Below are 17,287 nucleotides of genomic sequence, written 5' to 3'. Positions count from 1 at the left end.
GGTGTCGCCACGGCGAGAGCCCCGTCCAGTGTCTGGACGGGGCTCTTTGCCGTCCCCGGGGCTGGATAGGCTGAAGCCCTTCCCATTCGACGTGGATCTCTGACGAGCAGCAGGAGCGGACCATGAACGTTGTGACCCCGGCGGGCGGCGACAGCGTGGCGGCCCGCGGCTGGCCGGGCGTCCTCGACGCCCTGCTGACCGGCCGGGACCTGAGCGCCGACGACACCGCCTGGGCCATGGACCGGATCATGCGGGGAGAGGCCACCGACGCCCAGATCGCCGGCTTCGCGGTCGCGCTGCGGGCCAAGGGCGAGACGGTCGACGAGATCAACGGTCTCGTACGGGCCATGTACGCGCACGCCAACCTCATCGAGGTGCCGGGCCGCACGGTGGACATCGTCGGCACCGGTGGCGACGGCGCCAAGACGGTGAACATCTCCACGATGTCCGCGCTCGTGGTGGCCGGAACCGGCGCGAAGGTCGTCAAGCACGGCAACCGCGCCGCGTCCTCCGCGAGCGGTTCCTCGGACGTGCTGGAGAAGCTCGGCGTCAACCTCAACCTCACCCCGGAGCGGGTCGTGGAGGTCGCGGAGGAAGCCGGCATCACCTTCTGCTTCGCGGTCAAGTTCCACCCGGCCCTGCGGCACGTGGCTGCCGCCCGCAAGGAACTGGGCATCCGCACCACCTTTAACTTCCTGGGCCCGCTGACCAATCCGGCCCGCGTACGGGCCCAGGCCACCGGTGTCGCCGATCCCCGGGTGGCCCCGATCGTGGCGGGCGTGCTCGCCGAGCGGGGCTCCTCCGCGCTGGTCTTCCGCGGTGACGACGGCCTGGACGAACTGACCACCACGGCCACCTCGCACGTCTGGTGGGTCCGCGACGGCAAGGTCGCCGAGCAGTCCTTCGACCCGCGCGACGTCGGTATCGACCTGGTCGACGTCTCGGCGCTGGCCGGCGCGGACCCCTCGTACAACGCGGACGTCGCCCGCCGGCTGCTGGCCGGCGAGACCGGCCCGGTCCGCGACGCGGTGCTGCTGAACTCGGCGGCGGCGCTGGTCGCCCTCGACCCGGGCACCGGCACGCTGGAGGAGGAGATCGCGGCCGGCATCACCCGTGCGGCCGAGTCGATCGACTCGGGTTCGGCGCGGGCCGCCCTGGAGCGATGGGTGACGGCCACCAACAGGTAGGTCCGCCGCAGCAGGGCTGCGCGAGAACGGCGTGAAAGCGACGACCCCGGTCCAGCATGTGGACCGGGGTCTTGCATTCGATCGATCTTGTGGCAGGATGCGGATCAGGTCACGAGTGACAGCGTTTAGGCCCCGGCTTGCTGTCCGGCAACCCTCCTTCCGTGGCGGGGTGCCCCGGGTGATGACCAGGTCGTAGGCAGCAAGGCCTACGGCAAGCGCGGATCCCTCGAAACCAGGGGTCCTGGTCTATCGAGGAGCGTTTTCCGTGAGCAAGCGAATGCGATAGGGCGACTCCGCCCCTTCTTCAACCCTCGGATCAGGGTCGTTTCCGCATACCCGCGTACGCCCCCACTTCTCCTCCGAGGTCTCTCCCGTACCCCGGACGGCCGCAGCGCCGCCGTACCCGCGTACGGGCACACCGAAGCCATTCCGCCCTGCCTGCCGGGAGATACCGCCATGTCCGCGACCCTGAACGCCGCCACCGCCGCTGCCGCCGCCACCGTCGACCCCGCCTGTTCCGAGCCGCTCGCGGTCCTCGGCCGTGACGTCACCGTCCCGCTCGTCACCGGCGGCGAGGTGACCTACGCGGCCCTCGACTACGCGGCCAGCGCCCCCGCCCTCCAGCGGGTCTGGGACGACGTCGCCGCGTACGCCCCCTACTACGGCAGCGTCCACCGCGGTGCGGGGTACCTCTCGCAGCTCTCCACCGACCTCTTCGAGCAGAGCCGGGCCACGGTCGCCGAGTTCCTCGACTGCCGCCCCTCCGACCAGGTGGTCTTCACCCGCTCCACCACCGACTCGCTGAACCTGCTCGCGGCCGTCCTCCCCGCCGACTGCCAGGTCTTCGTCTTCGAGACCGAGCACCACGCCTCGCTGCTGCCGTGGACGAACGCGCAGGTCACCTACCTCAACGCCCCCCGCACCCCGGACGAGGCCGTCGCCACCCTGGAGCGCGCGCTGGCCGACCGCGAGCCCTACGGCCCCGCCCTGGTCTGCGTCACCGGAGCCTCCAACGTCACCGGTGAGCTGTGGCCGGTGAAGGAACTCGCCGCCGCCGCGCACGCCCACGGCGCGCGGATCGTGCTGGACGCCGCCCAGCTGGCCCCGCACCACCCCGTCTCCGTCCAGGACCTCGACGTGGACTGGGTCGCCTTCTCCGGCCACAAGCTGTACGCGCCGTTCGGCTCGGGCGTGCTCGCCGGCCGCGCGGACTGGCTCCAGCAGGCCGAGCCGTACCTGGCCGGGGGCGGCGCCTCCCGCAAGGTCGCCCGGCGCGAGGACGGCGGCGTCGACGTCGAGTGGCACACCACGGCCGCCCGCCACGAGGCCGGCTCCCCGAACGTCATCGGCGTCTACTCCATCGCCTCCGCCTGCCGGGCCCTGACCGAGGCCGGCTTCGACACGCTGGTCGCCCGCGAGCAGGAACTCATCGGCAAGGTCCGCGCCGGCCTGGCCGAGGTCCCGGCGGTCCGCGTCCTGTCCCTCTTCGGGGACGACGCCCCGCGCGTCGGCGTCATCTCCTTCGTCGTGGACGGCTGGAACAGCTCTCACTTCGCCGCGGCCCTGTCGGCCGAGTACGGCATCGGCGTCCGCGACGGCCTCTTCTGCGCCCACCCGCTGGTCCGCACCCTGCTGGGCAGCGAGCCGCAGGCCCAGGGCGAGTGCGGAGCGCCGGAGGCGGCACCGGGGGAGCGGTCCCTCAACGCCATCCGGGTGAGCTTCGGCGCGGGCACCCCCGACGAGCACGTGGACCGTTTCGTCCACGCGGTGAAGGAACTGGTCACGGACGGTGCGAAGTGGCAGTACCGCACCGAAGAGGGCCGCTGCGTCCCGGCCGTCTGAGCGGGCCGGACCAGGACCAGGACCAGGACCAGGACCGTGACCTACTGGGATCCGATCCCCACGCTGACCGGCCTCGCGCCGGACCCGGCGTTCGCCACCGCCCACGGAGTCACCGGCCCCTGGGCGGGCCGGTGGGAACAGCGCAACTGGCTGGGCGTGCCGGGCCCCTTCTACGGGGCGGACACCGACACCTGCCTGACGGGGCGGCTGCACGCGCCGGACCTCGTCCTGTACGACGACCGGTACGGCCAGGAGTTCGTCTACCGCCAGCCCCGCGGCCCGCAGGAGGTGCGGGACCTGCACCTGGCCGCCACGGAGGAGGCCTTCCTCGGCTACAACCACGACGGCGACCTCCACTGGACCCCCGAGCTGGTCCGCGACTGGTGGCGCGAGCGGGGGAGGGTCCGGGAGTGGGCCGTGGGCGTGGGCTGGGGTGCGTGGGCGACGTCGGAGCGGGCGGAGTACCGCGACACGGCGGCGGGTGCCCGGGCCTATGCGGCCCACATCGACGGGCCGCTGTCGGAGTACCTCCGGGGCTACCTCTTCCACTTGACTGAGGCCCGCCCGCCGCGGGCGGGGGAGGCGTTGCCGCCCCTCTGATCCCCCGGGTGCGGCTCCGTTGCCGCGGCTCCGCCCCGGACCCCGCGCCTCAAGCGCCGGCAGGGCTGGGGGGGGCGGTTCGGGAGCGCGTCGGCGGGCCGGGGGCCCTCCGGGGTGTCTCCTCGTCCTCGCGGTGCCTGGGTGCGCGAGGACGAGGAGACGTCCCGGCGGGACACCGCGCAGGACCTGACGATTCGGGGCCCCGACGGGCAAGTCCGGCCTCGCCGGGCAACCGCGCAGGGGCCGCAGGTTCGGGGCCCCGATCGGCAGATCCAGCCTCGCCGGCGTTCGAGGCGCGGGGTCCGGGGCAGCGCCCCGGCAGCGGAGCCGCACCGGCAAGGCGGCAGGAGCCAAAAGCGGCCCCGCCGGCGATTGAGGCGTGGGGTCAGGCGTCCAAACCGATGGCGAACGCCGCTTCCAGGTCGTGCTGGGAGTACGTACGGAACGCCACGTGCGTGTCCGTGGCCTCGACGCCCGGGATCTTGCTGATGCGGCCCGGGATGATGTCCGCCAGGTTCTCGTGACGGGCCACGCGGACCAGCGCGATCAGGTCGTAGGTGCCGGTGACGGAGTAGACCTCGCTGACGCTGTCCAGCGCGGCGATGGACTCGGCGATCTCGGGGATGCGGTCCACGCTGGTCTTGATGAGCACGATCGCGGTGATCACGGCTGGCTGTCTCCCTCGGTGGCCGTCGCTGGTCGACCCACTCTAGTCGTACGCCGATACCGCGCCCACGCGTAGAGGAAGCCGAGCGAGAAGCCCACCAGATGGGCCAGATACGCGACCCCGGGCCCGCTCCCCGCACGGTGCGCGGCCACCCCTTGCAGGGCGAACCAGAAGAGCAGCACGATCCACGCCGGGAACCGCAGCGGCAGGAAGAAGAGGAACGGGAACAGGCTCGTCACCCGCGCGCTCGGCAGCAGGCACAGGAAGGCGCCCAGGACCGCCGAGATCGCCCCGGACGCGCCGACCAGGGTCTGGTCCGAGCCGGCGTTGGCCGCCGCGTACGCGGCCAGCGCCAGGTAGCCCGTGCAGACGTAGAAGACGAGGAAGGCCGGGCGGCCCATCCGTTCCTCCGTCATCGCGCCGAAGACGTAGAGGAACAGCATGTTCCCGAGCAGGTGCAGCCAGCTGCCGTGGACGAAGAGCGCCGTCAGCGGCGTCAGCCACGCGCGCGGGCTGCGCGTGAACAGTTCGTCCGGGACCACGCCCCAGCGCCGGAAGTACTCCGTCCCCGAGTTCAGCAGTTCGTCGCCCGTGCCGTAGACCGGATTCAGCCCCGACGCCGGGCCCAGGACGAACACCAGAGCGCAGCCCGCGATCAGCGCATGGGTGACCACCGGTCCCCGGGCGGCCTCGCGGACGGCCCGCCACCTTACGATCATGTGACAGAGCATGACGCAACCGGCCCCACCTGAAGCGGTGGCAGGCCGTAGGGTTACGAGCTGCGGTCCGACGAGACCAGCGCGGACGGCTTTGATTGAATCAGCTACGAAGGAGAGAGCGGCCCGATGACGGTTCCCCTGCCGACCGACACCACCCGGTGGCGCTGCACCCTGTGCGGCAACCTCACGCGTTTCGACGTCACCCGATCGTCGAAGGTCGTCGAGTACGTCCACCTGGACCTCGCCGGGGAGCCCAAGGTCGAGGAGCGCGAGGTGGTCAATGAGACCATCGAGTCGGTCCGCTGCCGCTGGTGCAACGCGGTGGACCAGATCGAGCTCGTGGACAGGCCGGGCGGCGGCTCCTGACGGAGCCCCGCCCACAGGTAGATCAGGGTAGGGGTGACGGATCGTGGAGCCAGCAAGCGGCGCTGAGCCGGCCGATGCGGCCGGCGACGCCGCCGAGGTGCTCGACCGCCCGCTGCCGGAAGGCGTGCGGCGTCGGGTCGTCGCGCTCGTCTCGGACGCCTTCGGCGGACTGACGGTCGCGGACCTCCCGGCGCAGCTGCGCCAGTACGCCCGGTTCACCCCGACCCGGCGGGTCAAGTTCGCCGGGAACGCCATGGCCGCGGCCGTCGAGGCCGACGGCGTCTTCCGCGGCCGGGTCGCCGAGAAGCTGCGCGAGGCGCAGGGCGACCTGGCCGCGGCGCTGGAGTCCGGCGCGCCGCCGGCCGCCGCCGATCCCCTGGACGTGGCCGCCGCCGCGTACCTGCTGCGGCCCGCCGGCTGGGTCAAGCTGGTCGCCGCCGCGGGCGAGGAGGCGCAGCGCGCCGACGCCGAGCGGGTGGGCGAGGAGACCCGGCGCGAGCTGGAGCGGCTGCGCGAGGAGCTGGCCCACGTACGGGAACTGCAGCGCACCGGGGGCGAAGAGGTCCGGGCCGAGCTGGAGGCCGCCCGGAAGGAAGCCGAATCGCTTCAGCGCAAGCTGCGCAGCGCGCTCAGCGACGTCAAGCGCGGCGAGGCGGCCCTGCGCAAGGTGAACGCCGAGATCGACGGGATCCGCGGGGAGGCCGCCGCGCAGGTGGCGGCCGCCGAGAGCGAGAGCCGGCGGCTCAAGTCCCGGCTCACGGAGGTGGAGACGGCTCTGGAGACCTCCCGCCGGGCCACCCGCGAGGGGCGCAGCATCGAGGACATGCGGCTGCGGCTGCTGCTGGACACGGTGTTGGACGCGGCGGCGGGTCTGCGCCGGGAACTGGCGCTGCCGCCGGTCAACACCCGCCCCGCGGACACCGTGGACGCGGTGGAGCCCGGCCGGATGACACCGAAGGACATCGCGGCGCGGGCGTTGTCGGAGACCGATCCGGCGCTGCTGGACCAGCTGTTGGCGCTGCCGCAGGCCCATCTGGTGGTCGACGGCTACAACGTGACGAAGACCGGCTATCCGACGATGCCGCTGGAGAAGCAGCGGCTGCGACTGCTCGGCGGGCTGTCGATGCTGGCCGCGCAGACGGGCGCCGAGATGACCTGTGTCTTCGACGGTGCGGAGCTCGCGGCCCCGGTGCTGCTCGCGCCGCCGCGTGGGGTGCGGGTGTTGTTCTCCAAGGCCGGGGTGACGGCGGACGAGCTGATCCGTCAGCTGGTGCGCGCGGAGCCGCCCGGCCGTCCGGTGGTCGTGGTCTCCACGGACCGGGAGGTCGCCGACGGCGTGGCCAAAGCCGGGGCGCGGCCGGTGACGTCCGCCTTGCTCCTGAAGCGCCTTTCGCGCGTTTCGTAACTCCTGGCCCCAATGCCCGAATTGGCGGGAAGTCTGGGGGACGTACGGTCAAGTGGCCTGCACGCAGCGTGCACTGTAGGTAAAGAACCTGGTCGGGTGGCGAGTTTTTTCGCGACGGGATTTGAACTGATCACAGCGAGGTCACTAAGGTCTGCTCAAACCTTCGTGCGGTAGATCACTCATTCGGGGTGGCGGCGGAGGTGCTGCCGAGCGTGTGTTCTTCGGCGGCTCCAAGGAAGAAGGAGCTCGCCCCCGTGGCGTCCCACCGTCGACCCAAGCAGCCGACCCGCGCTCGTGTGACCTTCCTCAGCGTCACCGCCGCCGCAGCCGTAGCCCTCACCGCCCAGAGCGCCTCCGCCGCGCCGGCCAAGCCGAGCAAGGACGAGGTCAAGGCCCAGGTCGACGCCCTCTACGAAGAGGCGGAGCAGGCCACCGAGAAGTCCAACGGGGCCAAGGAGCGCCAGGAGCAGCTCGAAAAGGAGATCGGGTACCTCCAGGACCAGGTCGCGCGCGGCCAGGCGGACATCAACGAGCTGCGCAACACGCTCGGTTCGATGGCCACCTCGCAGTACCGCACCGGCGGCATAGATCCCGCGCTCGCCCTCCTCCTCTCCGAGGACCCCGACGGCTACCTCGACAAGGCCGCCTCCCTCGACCACCTGAGCGGCAAGCAGGTCGAGGCGGTCCAGCGGATCCAGGCCAAGCAGCGCACCCTCGCGCAGCAGCGCCAGGAGGCCGCCGGCAAGCTCGCCGACCTCGATGCCACCCGCAAGGAGCTCGCGGAGAAGAAGAAGGTCTCGCAGGAGAAGCTCGCCGCGGCCCAGGCCGTGCTCAACACCCTGACCGCGCAGGAGCGCGCGGCGCTCAAGGACGAGGAGACGCGCGCCAGCCGCGCCGACGGCCAGCGCGTGGACCTCGGCAACGTCAAGGCCTCCGGCCGCGCCGGCGCCGCTCTCGAAGCCGCCAAGACGAAGCTCGGCTTCGCCTACCAGTCCGGCGGCACCGGCCCCAACGTGTACGACTGCTCGGGCCTGACCCAGTGGGCGTACAAGCAGGCCGGCGTCAACATCAGCCGCGTCACCTACACCCAGGTCAACGACGGCACCCGCATCAGCCGCAGCCAGCTCCAGCCCGGTGACCTCGTCTTCTTCTACGGCGACCTGCACCACGTCGGCCTCTACGCCGGCAACAACATGACGCTGCACGCCTCGAACCCGCGCAGCGGCATCAAGTACGAGTCCATGGACAACATGCCGTTCCAGTTCGGCGTCCGGGTCGGCTGACCCTTCGGGTCCCTGGGGCCCCCGGGACCTCTGGGGTCCCTGAGGCCCCGGGAACCTCCCCCGTCACACAACGCGCCGCGCGCACCGCCCATCCGGGGGAATTGCACGCGTGCGCCGCGACCACACGCCCCGCCGGTGACCTGCGTCTCCGACGGGGCGTCACTGTGCGTGCCCTCTGATGGTCGTTGGTCGGTGCCCCGCGGCGCCGCTACTGTCTGCCAGCGCGGAACCCGGCACACGGCCGCCCACCGGGCGGACCCGGGCCCCGCGCAGCGGAAGGGAGCGGTTTCACGTGGCGTCCCATCGCCGGACCGGGCCGAGCGCCCTCGACCGGAACACGAAGGTCACCGTCCTGACCGCCGCCGCGGCGGCAGGCGCAGCGGTCGTCATGGCCGGCGCACCCGCGGGCGCGGCCCCCGGGCTCCCGCAGGACCCGGCGGCGGGCGCCCGCGCCCAGGTCGACCGGCTCTTCGAGGAGGCCGAGCAGGCCACCGAGCGCTTCAACGAGGCGGGCGAGAAGGCCGACCGGCTCCGCGCGGAGATCAGCCGGGCCCAGGACGCGGTGGCCCGCGGCCAGGAACGCGTCAACACCATGCGCGGCGTCCTCGGCACCTTCGCCGGAGCCCAGTACCGCAGCGGCGGCATCGACCCCTCCCTCGCCCTGATGCTCGCCGACGACCCGGACGCCTACCTCGAACAGTCCGCGGCCCTGGACCGGCTGACCGGGCGCCAGGCCCGACAGCTCGAAGCGCTGCGCGAGGAGCAGCGCCGGCTCGCCCAGGAGCGCCGCGAAGCCTCCGGGAAACTCGCCGAACTCGAAGCCCTGCGCGCCGACGTGGCCACCCAGAAGAGGTCCGTCACCGCCAAGCTCGCCGCGGCCCGGCGGCTCCTCAACGCCATGCCCTCCGAGGAACGGGCCGACTACGAGCGGGCCTCGCGCTCCGGCGGCCGCCAGGACGCACTGCCCGAACTCGCCGATTTCGGGCCCTCCTCCGGTCGCGCCGCGGCCGCCGTGATGGCGGCCCGGTCGGCGGTCGGCCGCCCCTACGTATGGGGTTCCACCGGTCCCTCCGGCTTCGACTGCTCCGGCCTGATGGTCTGGTCGTACCGGCAGGCGGGCGTCTCGCTGCCGCGCACCTCGCAGGCCCAGCGGCACGCCGGCCGCCAGGTGCCGCTCTCGCAGGCCCGCCCCGGGGACCTGGTGACGTACCGCTCCGACGCCAGCCACGTCGGCATGTACGTCGGCAACGGCCAGGTGGTCCACGCTCCCTACCCGGGGGCCCGGGTGCGCTACGACCCGGTCGGGATGATGCCGGTGTCGTCGGTCACCCGCCCCTGAGCGGGCGGAGCGCGCACGTACGATCGGCGGATGCCCCGCGGTCGCCCCGTCCCACGTGCCCTGCCGCTGCTGCTCTGCGCGCTGTACGTGCTGCCGACCGGCTGCGGCGCGCCCACCGCCCCCCGGGACACCGCCGAGCGGGACGTCCGGCAGGCCGTGGCGGCCTGGTCGCGGGTGCCGCCCGGGCGGCTCGCCGGGATCCCGCTGGAGGACTGGTCGTACGAGGTCACCTCGGTGCGGCGGGACGGCCCCCGGGCCACAGCCCGGGCCGAACTGCGCTACCGGCTCTCCGGTTACGACACGGCCCCGGCCGGCTCGGCGCGGGAGCTCACCCTGGACGGGGAGGGCGGGCGGTGGCGCGTCACGGCCGACCGGCCCGCGCCCGGCGCCCTGCCGCAGCCGTGGGACCAGGGCGCGGTGACGGTGGCGCGCGGAGCGCACTCCCTGGTGCTGGGCGGCGAAGGGCAGTCCCCCGAAACCCTGTCCGGGATCGCGGCCGAGGCCGACCGGGCGGTGCCGGCCGTCGGCGCGGCGTGGCCGCGGCCGTGGGCGGGGCGGGTCGTGGTCCTCGTACCCGGCACCCTGGAGGGGATGGCCGGGTTGCTGGGCCGCCCCGCCGAGACCGTGCGGGGGCTGGGGGCCGTCACCACCGGCCAGGTGGGCTCCGGGCCGGCCCCCGCGGACCGGGTGGTGGTCAACCCGCAGGCGTACCCGGAGCTGAGCGGGCAGGGCCGGCGGATCGTGCTGACCCACGAGGTCACGCACGTGGCGACGCGCGCCGCGACCACCGCCGGCACCCCGCAGTGGCTCTCCGAGGGCTTCGCGGACTGGGCGGCCTACCGGGACACATCCACCACCTCCGCGCAGGGCGCCCCCACGCTCGCGCGGGCCGTTCGCCGCGGCGAGGTACCGGCCGCACTCCCCGGCCCGGAGGACTTCGCCTTCGGCGGCGACCCGGACGCGGCGGCACGGGCGTACGAGGGCGCGTGGCTGGCCTGCCGGCTGATCGCGGAGAAATGGGGCGAGGCGGGCCTGGTCCGCCTCTACGAGACGGCGGGCCGCGAACCGCTGCCGACCGCCCTGGCCGACGTCCTGGGAACCGACACCGACACGCTCACCCGTACCTGGCAGGAGTCCCTGCGCGACGAGCTGGGCTGAGCTAGTACTGTCGGCAGGCGATGCACAAGACGCTGATCGTGACCAATGACTTCCCGCCGCGACCGGGCGGGATCCAGGCCTTCCTCCACAATATGGCGCTGCGGCTGGATCCCGAACGGGTCGTCGTCTACGCCTCCACGTGGAAGCACAGCGCGGAGGGCCGCGAGGCCACCGCGGCCTTCGACGCGGAGCAGCCGTTCCAGGTCGTGCGCGACCGCACGACGATGCTCCTGCCGACCCCGCGCGTGACCCGGCGGGCGGTGGGCCTGCTGCGCGAGCACGGCTGCGAGTCGGTGTGGTTCGGGGCGGCGGCCCCGCTCGGGCTGATGGGCCCGGCGCTGCGGCGGGCCGGCGCGAAGCGGCTGGTCGCCACCACGCACGGGCACGAGGCGGGTTGGGCGCAACTGCCGGCCGCGCGGCAGCTGCTGCGGCGGATCGGCGAGGGCACGGACACGCTGACGTACCTCGGGGAGTACACGCGCTCGCGGATCGCCTCGGCGGTGACGGATCGGGCGGCGGCCCGGATGGTCCAACTGCCGCCGGGGGTGGACGAGAAGACGTTCCACCCGGAGTCGGGCGGCGCGGAGGTCCGGGCGCGGCTCGGGCTGACCGACCGCCCGGTGGTGGTCTGCGTCTCGCGGCTGGTGCCGCGCAAGGGCCAGGACACCCTCATCGAGGCCATGCCCGCGATCCTCGCGCAGGTGCCGGACGCGGTGCTGCTGATCGTGGGCGGCGGGCCGTACGAATCGGACCTGCGGGCGCTCGCCGTCTCGACCGGGGTCGCGGACTCGGTGGTCTTCACGGGCGCGGTCCCGTGGTCCGAACTCCCCGCCCACTACGGGGCGGGCGACGTCTTCGCGATGCCGTGCCGCACCCGGCGGGGCGGGCTGGACGTGGAAGGGCTAGGCATCGTCTACCTGGAGGCCTCCGCGACGGGCCTGCCGGTGGTCGCGGGCGACTCCGGCGGGGCGCCGGACGCGGTGCTCGACGGGGAGACGGGGTGGGTGGTCCGGGGCGGCGCCCCGGAAGACGCGGCGGACCGCATCGTCACCCTCCTCCGGGACCCGGACCTGCGTGCGCGCATGGGCGAACGGGGGCGGGCGTGGGTCGAGGAGAAGTGGCGCTGGGACCTGCTGGCGGATCGCCTGCGGGAGCTTCTGTAGCCGGCCGGCGCGGCGCCGTTGCGTGGGCGCTGCCCACCGAGCCCCCGCGCCTCAAACGCCGGCGAGGCTGAAGGAGCCGCTGCGCGGCCCCCTGGGCTCCGCCCAGACCCGCGCCTCAATCGCCGGCGGGGCTGGATTCGGCTCCTGCCGTCCGCTGGGTGCGGCCGGATTGCCCACGAGCCGATTCCGGCCCGCCGGTTAAAGACCAGCCTCGCCGGCGTTTGAGGCGCCGCCGGAGGCAAAACCAGCCCCTCCGGCGATTGAGGAGCGGGGTGCGGGGCGGAGCCCCGAGGCTTTGGGTCGCGGCGCTCCCCGGTGCCCGCGGCGACTGTCAGATCTGACTGTCTCTCAGATGCCTGTCAAGGCGGCGTCTGGCTGGAAGGCCGAATTCCGTCCATGATGCGGCCATGACACCACACCTGACGCGTCGTCACTTCCTGGGCATCGGCGCCCTCCAGACCGCAGCCGCCCTCGGCTTCACCCGCATCGGGCTGCAATCCGCGGCCGCCGCCGAGCCGGCCGCCGCGCAGTACGCCCCCGCCATCGTCGTCGGCTCCGGTTACGGCTCCGCCGTCGCCGCCCTGCGCCTCGGCCAGGCCGGCGTGCGTACCGTCGTCCTCGAAATGGGCCGGCTCTGGAACACCCCCGGCCCCGACGGCAAGGTCTTCCCCTCCACCTCCGCGCCGGACCAGCGCTCCATGTGGTTCCGCAACCGCACCGAGGCCCCGCTCGCCCAGTTCCTCTGGCTCGACGTGGTCAACCGCGACATCAGCCCGTACCCCGGCGTCCTCGACCGCGTGAACTACGGCGACATGTCCGTGTACGTGGGACGCGGCGTCGGCGGCGGCTCGCTCGTCAACGGCGGCATGGCGCCCACGCCCAGGCGCTCGTACTTCCAGGAGGTGCTGCCGCAGGTCGACGCCGACGAGATGTACGGCACGTACTACCCCCGCGCCCGCGCCATGCTCGGCGTCAACGACATCGACCCGGCCTGGTTCGAGTCCACGGAGTGGTACCGCTTCGCCCGGATCTCCCGCAAGCACGCCCAGAACACCGGCCTCAAGACCGTCTTCGTGCCGAACGTCTACGACTTCGAGTACATGAAGCGGGAAGCCGCCGGCACCGCCACCCGGTCCGCCCTCGCCGGCGAGGTCATCTACGGCAACAACCACGGCAAGAAGAGCGTCGACAAGACCTACCTCGCCGCCGCCCTCGGCACCGGCAACGTGACCATCGAGACGATGCAGCGCGTCGTCGGCGTACGCCAGGACCCGGCCGGCGGGTACGTCCTCACCGTGCAGACCAGCGACGTCACGGGACGGGTCACCCAGGTCCGCGAACTCGGCTGCAAGCAGCTCTTCCTCGGCGCCGGCAGCCTCGGCACCACCGAGATCCTGCTCCGGGCCCGGGAGACGGGCGCGCTGCCGGCGCTCAGCCCCGAGGTCGGGCTCGGCTGGGGCCACAACGGCAACGTCATGACGGCCCGCGCCAACCACCTCTGGGACACCGTCGGCGCGAACCAGGCCACCATGCCCGCCATGGGCATCGACGACTGGGACAACGCCTCGAACCCCGTCTTCGCCGAGATCGCCCCGCTCCCCATGGGGCTGGAGCACTGGATCTCGATGTACCTGGCCATCACCAAGAACCCGGAGCGCGGGCACTTCACCTACGACGCGGCCACCGACTCGGCCCGCCTCAACTGGAGCAGGGACCAGAACACGCCCTCGGTCAACGCGGCGAAGTGCCTCTTCGACCGCATCAACTGGAAGAACTTCACGATGTACCGCTACGACCTCTTCGGCGGCAACAAGGCCTTCGCCGACGACTTCACCTACCACCCGCTCGGCGGCTGCGTGCTCGGCGACGCCACCGACGGGTACGGGCGGGCGAAGGGGTACCAGGGGCTGTACGTCGTCGACGGCTCCCTGGTCCCCGGATCGCTCGGCGTGAACCCGTTCGTGACCATCACCGCCCTCGCGGAGCGGAACATGGCCCGGATCCTCGCCGAGGACCCAAGATGAACGACCGCCGGGACTAGCCCCGGTACAGCGCCTCGATCTCGTCCGCGAAGTCCTTCGCGACCACGTTGCGCTTCAGCTTCAGCGAAGGCGTGATGTGACCCGACTCCTCCGTGAACTGGGAGGGCAGAATGCGGAATTTCCGCACCGATTCCGCCTTGGACACCGCCGCGTTGCCGTCGTCGACGGCCTTCTGGACGGCGGCGATCAGCTCCGCGTCCTCGCGCAGCTGCGCCGCCGTCACACCGGCCGGCTTGCCGTTCTCCGCGGCCCACCGGCCGAGGAACTCCTCGTCGATGGTGACCAGCGCGGCCACGAACGGCCGCCCGTCGCCGACGACCATGCACTCCGCGACCAGCGCGTGCGCCCGGATCCGGTCCTCGATCACGGCGGGTGCGACGTTCTTGCCGCCGGCCGTGACGATCAGTTCCTTCTTGCGCCCGGTGATCGCGAGGTAGCCGTCCTCGTCGAGCGTGCCGACGTCGCCGGTGTGGAACCAGCCGTCGGTCAGCGCGTCGGCGGTGGCCGTCTCGTTCTTCCAGTACTCCTTGAAGATGTGCTCGCCGTGCAGCAGCACCTCGCCGTCGTCCGCGATGCGCACCACGGAGCCCGGGAGCGGCTGGCCGACCGTACCGATCTTCGTCTTGTCCCACGGGTTGAAGGCCGTCGCCGCGCAGGACTCGGTCAGGCCGTAACCCTCCAGCACCGTGAAGCCGATGCCGCGGAAGAAGTGCCCGAGGCGCTCGCCCAGCGGGGCGCCGCCGGAGATCGCGTACTCGCCGCGTCCGCCGAGCACCGTGTGCAGCTTGCTGTACACGAGCTTCGAGAAGATCTTGTGCTTGAGCTTCAGGCCGAAGGACGGGCCGCCCGGGGCGTCCAGCGCCTTGCTGTACGCGATCGCCGTCTCGGCCGCCGCGTCGAAGATCTTGCCCTTGCCGTCGGCCTGGGCCTTGGCGCGCGCCGAGTTGTAGACCTTCTCGAAGACGCGCGGTACGCCGAGGATCAGCGTGGGCCGGAAGGACTGCAGCTCGTCGGTCAGGTTCTTGATGTCCGGTACGCAGCCCAGCCGGATCGGCGCCAGCACGGCGGCCACCTCGACCAGGCGGCCGAAGACGTGCGCGGCCGGCAGGAAGAGCAGCACGGAGCACTCGCCGGTGCGGAAGAGCGGGCTGAGGCGCTCCACCACGTTGCCGCACTCGGCGAAGAAGTTGCGGTGGGTCAGCACGCAGCCCTTGGGGCGGCCGGTGGTGCCCGAGGTGTAGACGATGGTGGCCGGGTCGTCCGCGACCGCGAGGCTGCTGCGCTCGTCGACCTCGGCGTCCGTGATCCCGGCGCCCGCGGCCTTCAGGGCCTCGACGGCGCCCTGCTCGATCTCCCAGACCTCGCGCAGCTCCGGCAGCCGGTCCCGCAGGGAGGTGACGGACGCGCTGTGCCCGGGGCTCTCCACAACCACGGCGACGGCGCCGGAGTCACCGAGGATCCACTGGATCTGCTCGGGAGAGCTGGTCTCGTAGACGGGGACCGTGACACCGCCGGCGGTCCAGATCGCGAAGTCGATCAGCACCCACTCGTAGCGGGTGCGGGAGATCAGGGCGACCCGGTCGCCCGGGCGGACGCCCGCCGCGATCAGGCCCTTCGCGGTGGCCCGGACCTCGGCCAGGAACTCGGTCGCGGTCACGTCCTGCCACCGGCCGTCGACCTTGCGGCCCATGACGGCGGTGTCCGGATGCTGCGCGGCATTGCGGCGGATGAGATCCGTCAGGTTCCCGTCCGACGGGACCTCGTACAGGGCCGGAAGGCTGAACTCGCGCAAGACTGCTGCTCCTCTGGGCGCCATCGCCACCATGTGGACCGACCGGACGTTACCCACGAGTAGTGGGTTCCCGATAGAGGGAACCGGCCAGATGTTCCGTGCGTCACAGACACGGCCCTTACGAGCCGACAGTAGTCGACCCCGTTCGCGACTCGGAAGTAACCGCAGGTAGGACGGGCTTCCACGGTTCCCCTACCCCGGGTTACCCCCCACCTCTAGGGTGGCCGCATGGGTGGCAGCGCGCGTGGCAGGAAAAGTCGCACACGGATCCACGTCGTCAGCGACGTGCACGGCAACACCGAGGCCCTCGCCAGGGCGGGGGAGGGCGCCGACGCCCTGATCTGCCTCGGCGACCTCGTCCTCTTCCTCGACTACGCCGACCACTCGCGCGGGATCTTCCCCGACCTCTTCGGCGTCGACAACGCCGACCGGATCGTCGAACTGCGCACCGCCCGCCGGTTCGCCGAAGCACACGCGTTCGGCCGGGAGCTGTGGGCCGGAATGGACCGTGACCGGATGATCGAGGGCGCGGTGCGCCGCCAGTACGCCGAGATGTTCGCGGCCTTCCCCACCCCCACGTACGCCACCTACGGCAACGTCGACGTCCCCGGACTGTGGCCCGAGTACGCCGACCGCCACGGCATCACCGTCCTCGACGGGCAACGGGCCGAGATCGGCGGCCGCGTCTTCGGCTTCGTCGGCGGCGGACTGCCCTCGCCGATGCGCACCCCGTACGAGGTGGACGTCGAGGAATACGCGGCCAAGGTGGAGGCGCTCGGCGACGTCGACGTACTGTGCTCGCACATCCCTCCGGAAGTGCCGGAGCTCTGCTACGACACGGTGGCACGGCGCTTCGAACGGGGAAGCGAGGCACTGCTCGCCGCGATCCGGCGGACCCGGCCCCGGTACGCCCTCTTCGGGCACGTGCACCAGCCGCTGGCGCGGCGGATGCGGATCGGGAACACCGAGTGCGTGAACGTCGGGCACTTCGCGGCCACCGGAAGGCCATGGGCCCTGGAGTGGTGACCACCGCACGCACGGTAGCCTTCGAGCGGCGGCCGGAGGCCGCACACTTCCTCGAACACTCCCCGGAGGAGCCACCGCGATGGCGGAACACACCAGCTCAAGCATCACGATCGACGCCGCCCCGGCCGACGTGATGGCCGTGATCGCCGACTTCGCCCGCTACCCCGAGTGGACCGGCGAGGTGAAGGAGGCCGAGGTACTGGCCGCCGACGCCGAGGGCCGCGCCGAGAAGGTCCGGCTCCTGCTCGACGCGGGCGCGATCAAGGACGACCACGTGCTCGGCTACACCTGGACCGGCCCGGACGAGGTCAGCTGGACCCTGGTCAAGTCCCAGATGCTGCGGCAGCTGGACGGCTCGTACCGGCTGGCCCCGGTGGACGGCGGCAAGCGGACCGAGGTCACGTACCAGCTGACGGTGGACGTCAAGATCCCGATGCTGGGCATGATCAAGCGCAAGGCGGAGAAGGTCATCATCGACCGTGCCCTGGCGGGCCTGAAGAAGCGCGTCGAATCCGCCTGATCCCCTGCGGGGTCGCCCGCCGGTTCTTGGGTGCGGCGCCGCTGCCGGGGCTCCGCCCCGGAGCCCGCGCCTCAATCGCCGGCGGGGCTGGATTTGGCCGAGGCCGGCCCGCAAGTGCGCGCAGCGCGACCTTGCGCTCAGGCGGGCGGGATTTGCCCGCAGGGCCATCCCAGCCCCG

15 protein-coding genes and 1 riboswitch are annotated in these 17,287 nt (G+C 72.4%); of the genes, 12 read left to right on the top strand and 3 right to left on the bottom strand.

Annotation, left to right across the window (positions count from 1 at the left end; translation table 11 throughout):
* The first annotated feature begins 122 nt into the window (after positions 1 to 122).
* The 3 genes from trpD to ACFYYJ_RS22405 all read left to right on the top strand — a co-directional run bounded on the left by trpD (position 123) and on the right by ACFYYJ_RS22405 (position 3,629).
* The gene (gene trpD, locus ACFYYJ_RS22415) at positions 123 to 1,187 is read left to right on the top strand and encodes an anthranilate phosphoribosyltransferase (RefSeq protein ID WP_384750493.1); all 1,065 of its coding nucleotides are present in this window, start codon (positions 123 to 125) and stop codon (positions 1,185 to 1,187) included.
* Between the two features lie 107 nt (positions 1,188 to 1,294).
* A riboswitch (SAM riboswitch) is annotated at positions 1,295 to 1,411 on the top strand.
* 244 nt (positions 1,412 to 1,655) lie between these two features.
* Positions 1,656 to 3,029, top strand: a complete 1,374-nt coding sequence (locus tag ACFYYJ_RS22410) for an aminotransferase class V-fold PLP-dependent enzyme (RefSeq protein WP_385130187.1) — start codon at positions 1,656 to 1,658, stop codon at positions 3,027 to 3,029.
* Between the two features lie 36 nt (positions 3,030 to 3,065).
* Positions 3,066 to 3,629, top strand: coding sequence for a ferredoxin (locus ACFYYJ_RS22405; protein ID WP_385130165.1), 564 nt, complete (start codon positions 3,066 to 3,068; stop codon positions 3,627 to 3,629).
* Positions 3,630 to 4,014: 385 nt separating this feature from the next.
* On the opposite strand, the gene ACFYYJ_RS22400 is transcribed toward ACFYYJ_RS22405, so the two are convergent.
* On the bottom strand, positions 4,015 to 4,296 hold the full coding sequence (locus tag ACFYYJ_RS22400; RefSeq protein ID WP_008738815.1) for an Lrp/AsnC family transcriptional regulator: 282 nt from the start codon (positions 4,294 to 4,296) through the stop codon (positions 4,015 to 4,017).
* Positions 4,293 to 5,027 carry a rhomboid family intramembrane serine protease gene (locus ACFYYJ_RS22395; RefSeq protein WP_385130167.1) on the bottom strand — a complete coding sequence of 245 codons (735 nt, stop codon included), beginning with the start codon at positions 5,025 to 5,027 and terminating at the stop codon, positions 4,293 to 4,295. Before ACFYYJ_RS22395 ends, ACFYYJ_RS22400 begins: the two co-directional genes overlap by 4 nt.
* A 114-nt stretch (positions 5,028 to 5,141) precedes the next feature.
* Here ACFYYJ_RS22395 and ACFYYJ_RS22390 point away from each other — a divergent pair, with 114 nt between their 5' ends.
* From ACFYYJ_RS22390 to ACFYYJ_RS22360, 7 genes are all read left to right on the top strand, one after another.
* Complete coding sequence (locus ACFYYJ_RS22390) at positions 5,142 to 5,381, top strand: hypothetical protein (protein WP_384587438.1); 240 nt, start codon at positions 5,142 to 5,144, stop codon at positions 5,379 to 5,381.
* Between the two features lie 40 nt (positions 5,382 to 5,421).
* Complete coding sequence (locus tag ACFYYJ_RS22385) at positions 5,422 to 6,786, top strand: NYN domain-containing protein (protein ID WP_389134856.1); 1,365 nt, start codon at positions 5,422 to 5,424, stop codon at positions 6,784 to 6,786.
* A 254-nt stretch (positions 6,787 to 7,040) separates the two neighbouring features.
* Positions 7,041 to 8,069, top strand: a complete 1,029-nt coding sequence (locus ACFYYJ_RS22380) for an NlpC/P60 family protein (RefSeq protein ID WP_385363664.1) — start codon at positions 7,041 to 7,043, stop codon at positions 8,067 to 8,069.
* 292 nt (positions 8,070 to 8,361) lie between these two features.
* The gene (locus tag ACFYYJ_RS22375; protein WP_389134794.1) at positions 8,362 to 9,408 is read left to right on the top strand and encodes an NlpC/P60 family protein; all 1,047 of its coding nucleotides are present in this window, start codon (positions 8,362 to 8,364) and stop codon (positions 9,406 to 9,408) included.
* A gap of 30 nt (positions 9,409 to 9,438) precedes the next feature.
* A complete protein-coding gene (locus ACFYYJ_RS22370; protein ID WP_389134791.1) occupies positions 9,439 to 10,566 on the top strand; it encodes a hypothetical protein in 1,128 nt (375 codons plus the stop codon).
* A 20-nt stretch (positions 10,567 to 10,586) separates the two neighbouring features.
* Positions 10,587 to 11,729: a glycosyltransferase family 4 protein gene (locus tag ACFYYJ_RS22365; protein WP_385363667.1), complete on the top strand. Its 1,143-nt coding sequence runs from the start codon at positions 10,587 to 10,589 to the stop codon at positions 11,727 to 11,729.
* Positions 11,730 to 12,136: 407 nt separating this feature from the next.
* Positions 12,137 to 13,753, top strand: a complete 1,617-nt coding sequence (locus tag ACFYYJ_RS22360; RefSeq protein ID WP_389134787.1) for a GMC oxidoreductase — start codon at positions 12,137 to 12,139, stop codon at positions 13,751 to 13,753.
* A 13-nt stretch (positions 13,754 to 13,766) separates the two neighbouring features.
* On the opposite strand, the gene ACFYYJ_RS22355 is transcribed toward ACFYYJ_RS22360, so the two are convergent.
* Positions 13,767 to 15,563, bottom strand: coding sequence for an AMP-dependent synthetase/ligase (locus tag ACFYYJ_RS22355; RefSeq protein ID WP_389134784.1), 1,797 nt, complete (start codon positions 15,561 to 15,563; stop codon positions 13,767 to 13,769).
* Between the two features lie 228 nt (positions 15,564 to 15,791).
* On the opposite strand from ACFYYJ_RS22355, the gene ACFYYJ_RS22350 reads away from it, so the two are divergent.
* Both ACFYYJ_RS22350 and ACFYYJ_RS22345 read left to right on the top strand, forming a co-directional pair.
* Entirely contained in the window at positions 15,792 to 16,589 is a 798-nt protein-coding gene (locus ACFYYJ_RS22350; protein ID WP_389134781.1) for a metallophosphoesterase, read from the top strand.
* Positions 16,590 to 16,668: 79 nt separating this feature from the next.
* Positions 16,669 to 17,109, top strand: a complete 441-nt coding sequence (locus ACFYYJ_RS22345) for an SRPBCC family protein (RefSeq protein WP_384587422.1) — start codon at positions 16,669 to 16,671, stop codon at positions 17,107 to 17,109.
* Positions 17,110 to 17,287: the final 178 nt, after the last annotated feature.

The organism is Streptomyces sp. NPDC002467 (assembly GCF_042889825.1).
GTDB lineage: Bacteria > Actinomycetota > Actinomycetes > Streptomycetales > Streptomycetaceae > Streptomyces.
Note: the sequence above shows the minus strand (reverse complement) of the source record. Positions and strands in the feature narration are given on the sequence as shown.